Annotated in this window: 12 protein-coding genes and 1 pseudogene; 1 reads left to right on the top strand and 12 read right to left on the bottom strand. The window is 45.7% G+C overall.

The features are described from left to right. Positions 1-3 precede the first annotated feature (3 nt). The gene (locus ACJ751_RS14365; RefSeq protein ID WP_407746190.1) at positions 4-1257 is read right to left on the bottom strand and encodes an allantoate amidohydrolase; all 1254 of its coding nucleotides are present in this window, start codon (positions 1255-1257) and stop codon (positions 4-6) included. Then, entirely contained in the window at positions 1254-2591 is a 1338-nt protein-coding gene (gene allB / locus ACJ751_RS14360) for an allantoinase AllB (protein ID WP_407746189.1), read from the bottom strand. The genes ACJ751_RS14365 and allB overlap by 4 nt, the downstream gene beginning before the upstream one ends. A gap of 82 nt (positions 2592-2673) precedes the next feature. Between allB and pucL the strand changes: the two genes are divergently transcribed. Then, entirely contained in the window at positions 2674-3519 is an 846-nt protein-coding gene (pucL, locus tag ACJ751_RS14355) for a factor-independent urate hydroxylase (protein ID WP_407746188.1), read from the top strand. Positions 3520-3524: 5 nt separating this feature from the next. Here pucL and ACJ751_RS14350 read toward each other — a convergent pair whose 3' ends face one another. The 10 genes and pseudogenes from ACJ751_RS14350 to ACJ751_RS14305 all read right to left on the bottom strand — a co-directional run. Next, on the bottom strand, positions 3525-4226 hold the full coding sequence (locus tag ACJ751_RS14350) for a hypothetical protein (RefSeq protein WP_407746187.1): 702 nt from the start codon (positions 4224-4226) through the stop codon (positions 3525-3527). Then, positions 4216-5019: an urease accessory protein UreD gene (locus ACJ751_RS14345; protein WP_407746186.1), complete on the bottom strand. Its 804-nt coding sequence runs from the start codon at positions 5017-5019 to the stop codon at positions 4216-4218. Before ACJ751_RS14345 ends, ACJ751_RS14350 begins: the two co-directional genes overlap by 11 nt. Beyond that, entirely contained in the window at positions 5016-5645 is a 630-nt protein-coding gene (gene ureG / locus ACJ751_RS14340) for an urease accessory protein UreG (RefSeq protein WP_407746185.1), read from the bottom strand. Before ureG ends, ACJ751_RS14345 begins: the two co-directional genes overlap by 4 nt. Positions 5646-5665: 20 nt before the next feature. Beyond that, a complete protein-coding gene (locus ACJ751_RS14335) occupies positions 5666-6352 on the bottom strand; it encodes an urease accessory protein UreF (RefSeq protein ID WP_407746184.1) in 687 nt (228 codons plus the stop codon). Beyond that, complete coding sequence (gene ureE / locus ACJ751_RS14330; RefSeq protein WP_407746183.1) at positions 6349-6852, bottom strand: urease accessory protein UreE; 504 nt, start codon at positions 6850-6852, stop codon at positions 6349-6351. Before ureE ends, ACJ751_RS14335 begins: the two co-directional genes overlap by 4 nt. 22 nt (positions 6853-6874) lie before the next feature. Beyond that, positions 6875-8596 (bottom strand): urease subunit alpha, encoded by a 1722-nt coding sequence (gene ureC, locus ACJ751_RS14325; protein WP_407746182.1) that lies wholly within the window; start codon positions 8594-8596, stop codon positions 6875-6877. 65 nt (positions 8597-8661) lie between these two features. Next, a pseudogene (locus tag ACJ751_RS14320) lies at positions 8662-8964 on the bottom strand (urease subunit beta); the annotation flags it as partial. 25 nt (positions 8965-8989) lie between these two features. Further along, positions 8990-9292, bottom strand: coding sequence for an urease subunit gamma (gene ureA / locus ACJ751_RS14315; protein ID WP_407746181.1), 303 nt, complete (start codon positions 9290-9292; stop codon positions 8990-8992). A 94-nt stretch (positions 9293-9386) separates the two neighbouring features. Then, a complete protein-coding gene (locus ACJ751_RS14310; RefSeq protein ID WP_407746180.1) occupies positions 9387-10352 on the bottom strand; it encodes an XdhC family protein in 966 nt (321 codons plus the stop codon). Then, a partial coding sequence (locus ACJ751_RS14305) for a molybdopterin cofactor-binding domain-containing protein (RefSeq protein ID WP_407746179.1) occupies positions 10315-11647 on the bottom strand: 1333 nt, incomplete at its 5' end. The genes ACJ751_RS14310 and ACJ751_RS14305, both read right to left, overlap by 38 nt.

Genomic DNA, 11647 nt, shown 5'->3' with positions numbered 1-11647 from the left:
ATATTAACCGCGGTTATGTTTTTGAATGAGCGAATGTATAAATACTGCTGATACCTGAACAGCAGCGGCCAGGTCTTTTAGTTCAACATTTTCAAGGGGATTATGACTTATACCTTTATAGCAACGTACAAACAACATTGCTACCGGCGCCACTGGTGCGATGGCTACGGCATCATGGCCTGCACCACTCACCAGTTTGATCACTTCATAACCTGATTGCTGAACCGATTGCCCCAGTAAATAATTCAGGGACGTATTACAGGTCACGGAGGGACTTTCCTGTACAGGATGCCACAAAAATTCAATATGCCGTTGCTGGCAAATGGCTGACCCAAGCTGTTCCAGATGGGTGTAACAGGAGTTCAATATTTGTTGATTGGCACATCGAAGATCAAGGGTGCATTGCACTTCACCCGGTATTACATTACTGGCCGCGTGCGGGATTTGCAGGGTGCCCACCGTTGCCACTACGGGTTGTAAATGGCTGGCGGCAAAACGTTCTACTTCCAGGATGAATTCCGCGGAAGCGCATAAGGCGTCGTTGCGCATATGCATGGGTACAGTGCCGGCGTGACCCGCTTCTCCTTTAAAAGTGATGGAAATTCTTTTTTGTCCGGCAATGGCTGTAACAATGCCAACAGGAATATCTTTTTCAAATAACACGGGTCCCTGTTCTATATGAACTTCAAAATAACCCAGCCAGTCTTTTGCAGGAATGGCGTCCTGTGCTAATACGGCAGGATTTCCTCCAATGCCCTGTATCACATCCTGCAACGTGGTTCCTGTGGCATCTTGTTGAACAAGCAGGTTATTATCAAAATGACCGGCTACTACTTTGCTGCCCAAATAAGTGGTGTGAAAGCGACAGCCTTCTTCATCACAAAAAGCGATGAGCTCAATGTGAAAGGGCAGGGGCGTGCGTTGTTTTATTAATTGTTCCAGCAGGCTTAATCCAAGAAGCACCCCCAATGGACCATCAAATTTGCCGGCATTTATTACGGTGTCAATATGCGAAGCAATAACCAGTGTTTTTGCATCCGGCGACTGGGCTGATAACCGGCCTCTTACATTGCCAATATTGTCGATGTAGGTTTGAAGACCGGCCTCCTGCATCCAATGGGCAACAAGGGTTCTTCCTTTGATAAAAGCTTCTGTACCGAAGGTGCGGGTAATAACGCCTGGTTCTTCACTGATGGAAGCCAGTTCATTGATCCGTTGTAGAATTGTGTTTGCCTGTTGTAGGTTATCGGGGGTCAAGGTGTAATTATTTTTCCTTTGTTCAGAACAGGAAAGCTTCCCTGCTCAAAAATTAATTGTCCGGCCAGCCAGGTTTGTTCAACCACTCCATACAATTCCTGGTTTATGTATGGAGTTATTTTATGTTTATGATGTAATGCTTCAGCTGTAACCCGGAATGGTTTACCGGGATCCCATACTACAAAATCTGCATCAAACCCTTTGGCGATCTGGCCCTTACTTTTTTGCAGACCCGGTAATTGGGCTGGTTTTTCACAAAGCCATCTGGCCATATTGGCCACCGGTATATTGCGTTGGCGGGCTGCCGTCCAAAGCACAGGTAATGCCAACTGCAGCGATGCAATGCCACCCCAGGCTTTCATTAAATTGCCTGAGTTGATCTCTTTCATAGCAGGCGGCGCCGGGGAATGGTCTGTGGCTACAAAATCAATAATGCCTTCCTGCAGGGCCTGCCATAATTGTTCATTATTCTGCTTTTCCCGAATGGGTGGCGCGCACTTGTAAGCGGTTTGCGCATCCGGTATTTCTTCTGCATTAAAATACAAATAATGCTGGGCTGTTTCAACCGTAATGGGCAACCCTTTTTGCCGGGCCTGTTTTATTTGTTCAATAGAACTCGCCGATGACAGGTGTACGATATGAACCCGGCATTGATACTGCTCACAAAGCCTTATCATCAAAGCAATGGCGTCATCCTCCCATTGTCGGGGCCGTGATGATAAATAATTTTTATAGGATTGTTCGTTGCCTGCCGGTGGCGGTTGTACGTTGGTGGTTAGTTCACAATGGACCAGCAGCGGTAATTGGTGCCTGGCGATTATGGGCATTGCTTCGTGCAGATCCATTTCGGTAACGTTGGGAAATTCATCGATGCCCGAATGGGTTAGAAATGCTTTAAACCCTAACACACCTTTGTCAATAAGCTTTTCTATTTCCGGCCCATTACCAGGAACAATACCGCCCCAGAAACCACAATTCACGTGTAACTGCCCTTCAGTAGCTGCCAGCTTTTTGTCAAAAGCATCGGCGGTGGTAGTAACGGGCTCTGCATTCAATGGCATATCAACCAGCGTGGTAACGCCCCCGGCTGCTGCCGAACAGGTAGCGGTGTTAAACCCTTCCCAATCGGTTCGGCCAGGTTCATTGATGTGTACATGCGGGTCGATGATCCCCGGCATTAGGACGCTTTCGCCAATATTGATCTCCGTTTGGCAAACTTCCTCCGAAAGGCCAGGGAGTATATCCATGATAATGCCATCTTTGACCAAAACCGTCCCTTCCCGCATCCCTTCGGGTGTACAAATGTTTCTACCACTGATGGCAAGATCGAACATGATGGAATATTTAAAAGTTCTCTATTAAAAATAGACAATTAATTGTTTAAATTGAGGATACATTCCATCAAAATGTGCTGCTATGTCAATTAAACTGGGTAAGAACACCTATGGTAAAAATGCTGTAAACTTATCAAAGATCATTCGCCATCCCGATTACCATGAATTCAGGCAGATCTCAGTGAATATAATCTTGGAAGGTGATTTTGAAACTGCCCACACCATTGGCGATAATTCAAAAATATTGCCTACTGATACACAAAAGAATACGGTGTATGCGTTGGCGAAGGAACATTTCGTTTCTTCCATCGAGGCTTTTGGATTGTACCTGGCCAACTATTTTGCCAGCAATAATCCCCAGGTTTCCCAGGTTCGAATTGAATTAACAGAGCACAACTGGATGCGGATGCGTTTCAATGGAACGGAGCACCCTCATGCCTATAGCAGCGGTGGAAACGAGAAGCATACTGCTACCGTTGTACAAAACAAAAATAGTATTGAGGTAACAACCGGCATCACCGACATGTTGATCTTAAAAACCACCGATTCGGGTTTTGAGAATTATATTAAAGATCAATACACCACCCTGAAAGAAACCAGTGATCGCATTTTCGCTACTCAATGCGAGGTAAGCTGGGTGTATAATTCTTCCAAGATCCTGTTTGTTGAATTGTTCAACGGCATTCGAACTACCCTGTTACAAACTTTTGCCGATCACCAAAGTCTTTCGGTGCAGCATACTTTATATGCTATGGGTGAGGCGGTATTGGATAAGTTTGCAGCGGTTAATGAGATCACTTTAAAGATGCCGAACAAGCACCACATCTTATATAATCTTGAACAATTCGGAATGGATAATAAGAACGAGGTGTTTATTGCTACAGATGAACCGTATGGGTATATAACAGGGACGGTGGTGCGGGAATAATGCATTCACCAATTCATAAACACCATACTGGCGCCGCAGATAAAAAGCGTTAACCCACCCAATGCGTGTACATACCGCTCCAGTTTTTCGGTTTTCAGAAAAGATATGCCATAATAGCCCAATGTGACCATTACCAACATGGTAATTAGCGTGAAAAAGGTATAAATAAAGATCAACAGATACATTCCCCACCAGTTATTCCGGGCAGCAGGAAAATATAATAAAGGGATCATTGGCTCACAGGGGCCTAATAAAAAAATAATGAATAGTACCCAGGGAGTTACTTTGTATCTTTCCTTGGGCAGCACTGCTTCTTCATGTTTATGTTCAAATACATAAATTGATCCATCTTCAAACGTATCAAAATGTTTATGTGCTTTGTTCCTGCCGGCCCGGATCCAGCCCCAGGTCCCATATACCAGTCCAAACAGCAATAAAACCCAGCCAGCCAGTCCACCCCGCACGTTTTCAAACCAGGCGATCTTTGATAATGACCAACCCAGGGCCGCCCCGCCCAACCCAAGTAATACGGAGCTCCATACATGGCCACAGCCACAGATAATTGTCCATAACAATGTTTTACCAAAATGCCACCCCCTGGCTTTGGAAAGGGCAATAAATGGCAAATAGTGGTCTGGACCGGTTACGGTATGCAGGCAGGCGATGCCCGTAGCTGTTAGCATCAATATTTGTAATTCAGTTAACATAGTCCATCATCCTGTTTGATTTGGTGATTGTCAAACCGGCGATCCCGGTCAGGCAATGAAATAAGGGTTCTGCCTTATTACCCAGTATTCGAATAATGATGGCGGCCTCTGTAGGCGTGCTGATGCCAAAGGCAATGTCATTTTGTTGTTGCAACCAGGTGATCACCGGTTCATAAATTTGACTGATCGTTCCGGGTTTATCCAGAATTATCAAACTGGCCTGATGCGAAAAGCCTTCCCACTGGCCAATTGTATGCAGATCTACAACACCCGGTTGTACTAATAAATTTTCTTTGATGATTAACCGGCCCTGTATATAAACATCTGTGATGTTATGGTACTTTATAAAATCAAAGCGCTCTCCATTAAGCTTCCGGCCACAGGTTAGCACGTCTCCCCAGATCAGCCGGTTGTTGTCTTGCAGGTAAATTTTATTGACCGCTGTAAAAGCAGCCTGTTTATGAGGGACAGCCGGATGGGGGATGTATACAAAAGTGGCGCCTTTTTGCAGGTATACCTCCGTAACCTGCCTAGCACCATGTTTCATAGGAAACAAACGCTGGTATGATTGTGTATGTAAATGCAAATGGCAATTGGCTTCTATATTGATCTTTACGTGGTAGTCGTCGCCTTCCAAAACACCGGGTGACGAACACATCAGCATTAAGTGTAGTGGTCCGGCTTTTTTATCTTCAGTAATATTGGCAACCTTAAAAGGCGGGGTAAAATAGCTTTCTTTCAGGTACGTGATACCATTGCGCGCCGCGGTTTGTATGTGCAGGTTTGCTTTCATGCGTGCAGACCTGTTTCTTCTTCCAGTAATGCATATTTTTTTATCCAGCTGATGACCTGCGGCAACCCTTCTTTATTTAACAGATTAGTAAAAATAAATGGTTGCCCCTTGCGCATTTTACCGGCATCGTGTTCCATCACTTCCAGGCTGGCGCCCACATAAGGAGCCAGATCAATTTTGTTGATGATCAGTAGATCGCTGCGGGTAATACCCGGACCACCTTTACGGGGAATTTTATCTCCTTCCGCCACGTCTATTACAAAAATGGTTACATCGGCCAGGTCGGGACTGAAAGTGGCAGATAAATTATCGCCGCCGCTTTCTATAAAAATGATCTGCACATCAGGAAAGCGGCTGGCCATTTCTTCAACGGCTTCCAGGTTCATGCTGGCATCTTCCCTTATGGCTGTATGTGGGCAACCACCGGTTTCAACGCCTATGATCCTGTTGGCCGGCAACGTACTGTTTTTGGTAAGGAACTCTGCATCCTCCTTTGTATAGATGTCATTCGTGATGACCCCAATGCTGTATGCGGGATATAAATGCCTCGTCAGTCGTTCAATCAACGCAGTTTTTCCAGAACCCACCGGACCGGCAATACCTATTTTTATATACTTTCTTTCCATACCCTGTTTGTTTTCTGTGTTCACGACATATACAATCTCGAATACAATTGCTCATGCTGCATGCTGCGAATATCAAAACCGGGGCAGCATACACCGATCATTTCTTTATCTGGCTGTTCATTGTTTTGCACCAATTGAGTTATTAATGGTTGTAATGAAAACAGCAATTCCTGTCCAACCTGCTGGCTCAATGGGATAAGCTTTACACTGTTGGTGATAAACCCTGTGGCCGCATTATAGTAAAAACCGGTGAGTGCATCTGCTTTCGGTATTTGCAGGGCGCAGGCTATAATGCCAAAGGCGATGCAATAATGCCCGGTTAACTGTTTTGTTTGAATGGCTGCTGCATACCGGTTTAGCCAGTCATTGTTACAGACAGCTTGAAATATTTTAATAAGCCGCGCTCCCAATTTCTGACTGGCCTGCCGCATTTCTTTTGGCAGTTTAACTGCCGTGCAAAGATCATCCAGGTATTTAATTTCGTCGTATTGCCTGGTTGTTATGGCATCGTGTGCCAGGGAAACAACAGCTGCATCGGTAAAATGGATATTTTGTGATAACATGCCCCTTACAAATGCTTCGGCAGTAACGGCGTCTTTAACAATGCCCAGCTGAACATAGGTTTCCAGACCGGCAGAATGCGAAAACCCACCTACCGGCAATGCCGGATCGCTTAATTGTAATAGCCGTATCAATGCAGGGTTCATAAACCGGTATTTGTTAATTGCATGATCTTTGAAAATAGATTGCTGTTGTTATGTGCGTGCGGCGCTATTGTTGTTTTCAATGGATGTAACAGTTTTCGTTTATCCTGTTTTAAGGCATAGCCCTGGGAAGTTAATAACCTGAACAATGGCATGTCAAAAGGCACCAGCACTTCGTCTTTCTCAAAAAACAGGGGCAGGTGTTTGTTGCCTATCTCATAACAAACCGAAGCCATTTCAAACAGGCTGGCCGGCCGTATTATTAAAACATCACAGGGAAGAATATCTACAGCAATGATAAGCGTGTTGTCTTCATACAAAATATCACCTTGTGCCAACATGGGGTCTTTGTCGAGGAACTTTAATGCCAGGTTATTGCCTGCCAGCGTTTGCTTTCGTAATATCCGCCTGCTGGTCTCATACCATTCCAGTGGCAACCAGTCGATATGCCGGTTGTTGATAGTAATAGCGTTAATATTTCCTTTTTTTTGTTGTATCAGCATCCGCAGTAATTTGTGAGGAGGGTTAAAATAAAAAATACCGTTGGGCCAGTGGCGCCACGGCTATAGGTTCGCAGGTCACAGGCTGTCCATCTACTTTCACTTCATAGGTTTCAGGATTTACTTCTATTAAAGGAGTGGCATTGTTGTGCACCATATCTTTTTTAGAAATGCTTCGGCAATTCATTACAGGAAGTAACATTTTTTTTAACCCATATTGCTGGACTACATTTTTTTCTAACGATAGCTTTGATACAAATGTGGCACAGGTGGTATGCACTGCTTTGCCATAGGCGCCAAACATATGCCGGTATATAACTGGTTGTGGGGTAGGGATGGAGGCGTTAGGGTCGCCCATTCTGCTGGCGATGATCATACCGCCTTTGATGATCATTTCCGGTTTAGCCCCAAACAGCGCAGGTTTCCATAATACCAGGTCGGCCAGTTTACCAGGTTCCAATGATCCTGTATAAGATGAGATGCCATGTGTAATGGCCGGATTGATGGTATACTTGCTGATGTATCGCTTTACCCGGAAGTTATCATTTCCCTTTCCTTCATCTTCCGGTAAAGCACCCCGTTGGATCTTCATTTTATGGGCTGTTTGCCAGGTGCGGATGATCACTTCACTAACCCGGCCCATGGCTTGAGAATCGGAGCTCATCATACTGAATACGCCCAGATCGTGTAAAATATCTTCCGCGGCAATTGTTTCAGGTCTGATGCGGGAATCAGCAAAAGAGATGTCTTCCGGAACAGATTTATCCAGGTGGTGACAAACCATTAGCATATCCAGGTGCTCATCAATGGTATTCACCGTAAACGGACGCGTAGGATTGGTAGAAGAGGGTAACACATACGGATACATGGCCGCCCTGATAATATCGGGTGCATGACCGCCCCCCGCACCCTCGGTATGGTAAGTATGTATTACCCGGCCATTGATGGCATTAATGGTATCTTCCAGAAATCCGGCTTCATTCAGGGTGTCCGTATGAATGGCCACCTGTACATCGTACTTATCGGCTATGCGAAGCGAAGCGTCGATAACCGCTGGTGTGCTGCCCCAGTCTTCATGGATCTTTAATCCCAATGCCCCCGCAACGATCTGTTCTTCCAGTGGTGGCAGGGCTGCACAATTGCCTTTGCCTAAGAATCCCAGGTTCATAGGAAAAGCTTCTGCAGCTTCCAGCATTCTTTGTATGTTCCAGGAGCCGGGGGTTACAGTAGTGGCATTGGTGCCGTCAGCCGGGCCGGTGCCACCGCCGATCATAGTAGTAATACCACTAAAAAGGGCATGGTCGATCTGTTGCGGACAAATGAAATGGATATGCGTATCGATGCCGCCGGCTGTTGCAATCAACCCCGCGCCGCCGTGTACTTCTGTAGAAGCCCCAATGATCAAATTGGCGTCCACACCATCCATGGTATCAGGATTGCCGGCTTTACCTATTCCAACGATCCTGCCATCTTTAATGCCAATATCTGCTTTCACAATACCCCAGTGATCTATGATCATAACGTTGGTGATCACCAGATCAGGCACGCCTTCAGCACGGGTTGCCCGGGCCGATTGCGCCATGCCGTCGCGGATGGTTTTGCCGCCGCCAAATTTGGCTTCATCGCCATAAACAGTGAAGTCTTTCTCTATTTCAATAAATAGTTCGGTATCGCCTAATCGCACTTTGTCGCCTGTTGTTGGGCCATACATATTGGCATACTTGATGCGGTTGATGTGCAGGCTCATACAGATTGGTTTTTGAATTGACCGGCCAATGCATTTTGTACTGCCTGCTCTTTATTGGCTGCAGCTACCTCACCATTCACCAGGTTATTAAATCCGAACACCTGCCTGGCCCCGCCGAATGCAACCAGCTGGACTTCCTTTTCTTCACCAGGTTCAAAACGAACGGCAGTGCCTGACGGAATGTTCAAACGCATACCATACCCCGCTGCCCGGTTAAACTGCAACTGGCGGTTCACTTCAAAAAAATGAAAATGCGAGCCTATCTGTACCGGGCGATCGCCGGTGTTTACCACCACCAGAGAGGTTGTTGTGCGGCCTGCATTGGCGATAATATCATCCGGCTGTAAAATGTATTCTCCAGGGATCATTTGGCTTTATTTATTGTTAGAAAACCTATCTTATTGGATCGTGTACGGTAACCAGTTTGGTACCATCGGGAAAAGTAGCTTCTATTTGTATTTCCTGGATCATTTCAGGTACGCCTTCCATTACGTCGTCACGGGTTAAAATGGTGGCGCCATAGTGCATCAATTCGGCAACCGATTTGCCGTCGCGGGCTGCTTCCTGCAGATGGCTGCTGATGAGGGCTATTGCTTCGGGGTAATTAAGCTTCAATCCACGCAACCTTCGCTTCTCTGCCAGTTCCCCGGCTAAAAACAATAATAGTTTTTCCGATTCTCTGGGTATAAGATGCATAAATAAAAATAATAATTCGGGTGAGTAATAATTGGGAGTACGGAATGGCAGGCAATAATTTAAGATAAGCAAAAAAATAACACGGGATTGTTTTCTAACGATTTTTCTCCCGAATAATCTCTGCCGCAATACTAATGGCAATCTCTTCCGGGGTTTCACTATGAATGGCAATGCCAACAGGTGCATGTATAGGTTGCAGTACAGAATCGGGCACTCCTTCGGCCCGGTAATCGGTAAACATCTTTTCTATCTTGCTTTTACTGCCCAGCAAACCAACGTATCTGAACTGTTTTTTCCACAGCGTTCTTATTACTACATCATCGGTGCGATAACCAACCGTCATCACAACTATGTATTGGTGGTTCCCTCCGGAAATCAATTCATCCAGTTCAGTATAATCTGTAATTATTTTTTTTTCATGGGCATACTCGTTCTCTAAAAACGTTTTTAAGCTGGATCGATCATCGTACAAATGAATGTAAAACTCCATGCTCTGCATCAGGCGGCAAAGCGCTAATGCACAATGTCCGGCGCCGATAACATGTAAATGATTTTTATAGCCTGTCTTTTCACGGTAAAGCCAATCTGTTTCTGACGTCATGGAGAAATAAAAATCGGTATCGGGGATGTCGGGTGTGAATTGCAGACCGGCGGGCGATAATTGTAAGGTGCCGTTCTTATTTTGTTCCAGACTGGCAATAATACATTGAATGGTATTGATAGCTGATGCAGGAACCGGGTAGACCCAAATGGTTTGTTCACCTGAACAGATCATACCGCTTTGATTGGCGGGAGCGGATTTGTTATGGACCTGTTTTCTGATGGCAGGAAGTGTTTCCTGGGCAGTGTTTAGTTTGTCCTTCGCCAGTTCTATAAACTTATGTTCCATAATGCCACCCCCAATGGAACCTTCCGTTTCTCCGGCTGCATTTACCGCCATAAAGAAACCCCGGCGGCCCGGACTGCTCCCTTCACTTTGCAGCACATACAACAACATCACCGGTACCTGTTGTTGCAGGCTTTTATTTATCAACTGCCAGATGTTTACTTGTTTCTTCATGTGGTTGACTGGTTCCTTCTTGTTCGGTTGCATATAAGGCCATCAATACTTTTTCGGGTGTCATTGGTGCGTCATAAGGGAAATGCCCGTTTTTATTAAAGGCGCGGACCGCATTGCGTAATGCGAAATAAGCGCCAATACCGTACATCAGCGGTGGTTCACCCACAGCCTTAGACCTGAAGATGGCAAGATTATCATGCGGCGTTTGTAGGAAATCGATGGCTATCTCTTTTGGTACAGAGTATATATCCGGTACTTTGTAAGTAGATAAAGCATTGGAACGCAGCCGCCCTTCTTTGTCATACACCACTTCTTCCATCGTCATCCAACCGATGCCCTGAACGATGCCGCCTTCTATTTGTCCAAGGTCAACGGCCGTGTTCATACTGGAACCAAAGTCATGTACCACTTTAACGGTGTCAACTGTATATGTCCCGCGAATACAATCTACAGTTACCCCAATAAGCGCCGTTCCATAAACGTGATAGGAAAATGGATGACCCTTTTCTTTTGTGGCGTCAAAATGGATCTCGGGTGTGGCGTAGTGCGCGTGTTCCGACAAGCCAATTCTTTTTATATGTCCGGCCATTACCAGCGATTTCCAGTCACGATCAGTTTTTTGGCCGTTCACCCAAACAAACTCATCCTGTAGGGTGATGGCATCTTGCCCTACATTCAGTTCTTCTGCCACCATTTTTTTCAACCTGTTGGCAATGGCGGTGCAAGCCAGTAAGGTGGCTTTTCCATTCAGGTCGGCGGTGGCGCTGGCTGCCGAAGGGGAGGTATTGGCAATTTTAAATGTATTGGTTGTATGAATTTTGATCTTTTCGGGGTGAATTGAAAAAATAGTAGCTGCTACCTGGAGGATCTTGGTGTTCACGCCCTGACCCATTTCAACAGCGCCGGTGGTAATGCCTACGCTGCCATCGGTATACACATGCACCAATGACCTGGCCTGGTTCATCAATGTTTTGGTAAATGAGATGCCAAAACATACCGGCATGCAGGCCAGGCCTTTTTTATACCATTTATTAGCAGCATTGAATGCGTCTGCTTCTTTGCGCAGGGCTGTGAGGTTGTACAAAGCTGTTGCTTTGTGCCAGCATTCAGGCGCTTCGCTTTGCGCTTTTTGTCCGTAAGGAAATTCATCACCGGTTTGCAACAGGTTCCTCTCCTGAATAACAGAAGCTGCTACTCCCAATGTTTCTGCAGCCTTTGCAATCGCTGATTCTATCATGAACATGCCTTGCGGTCCGCCAAAACCACGAAAGGCGGTGTTGGGTGGTAAATGCGTT

The organism is Niastella sp. (assembly GCF_045805085.1).
In the GTDB taxonomy this organism is placed as follows: Bacteria; Bacteroidota; Bacteroidia; order Chitinophagales; family Chitinophagaceae; genus Niastella.
This window is presented reverse-complemented; position numbering and strand designations above follow the sequence as displayed.

What these genes read in the sequence shown, in the direction of transcription:
- allB (WP_407746189.1), bottom strand. Translation starts at nt 2,591, where the DNA reads ATGTTCGATCTTGCCATCAGTGGTAGAAACATTTGTACACCCGAAGGG.
- pucL (WP_407746188.1), top strand. Translation starts at nt 2,674, where the DNA reads ATGTCAATTAAACTGGGTAAGAACACCTATGGTAAAAATGCTGTAAAC.
- ACJ751_RS14350 (WP_407746187.1), bottom strand. Translation starts at nt 4,226, where the DNA reads ATGTTAACTGAATTACAAATATTGATGCTAACAGCTACGGGCATCGCC.
- ACJ751_RS14345 (WP_407746186.1), bottom strand. Translation starts at nt 5,019, where the DNA reads ATGAAAGCAAACCTGCACATACAAACCGCGGCGCGCAATGGTATCACG.
- ureG (WP_407746185.1), bottom strand. Translation starts at nt 5,645, where the DNA reads ATGGAAAGAAAGTATATAAAAATAGGTATTGCCGGTCCGGTGGGTTCT.
- ACJ751_RS14335 (WP_407746184.1), bottom strand. Translation starts at nt 6,352, where the DNA reads ATGAACCCTGCATTGATACGGCTATTACAATTAAGCGATCCGGCATTG.
- ureE (WP_407746183.1), bottom strand. Translation starts at nt 6,852, where the DNA reads ATGCTGATACAACAAAAAAAAGGAAATATTAACGCTATTACTATCAAC.
- ureC (WP_407746182.1), bottom strand. Translation starts at nt 8,596, where the DNA reads ATGAGCCTGCACATCAACCGCATCAAGTATGCCAATATGTATGGCCCA.
- ureA (WP_407746181.1), bottom strand. Translation starts at nt 9,292, where the DNA reads ATGCATCTTATACCCAGAGAATCGGAAAAACTATTATTGTTTTTAGCC.
- ACJ751_RS14310 (WP_407746180.1), bottom strand. Translation starts at nt 10,352, where the DNA reads ATGAAGAAACAAGTAAACATCTGGCAGTTGATAAATAAAAGCCTGCAA.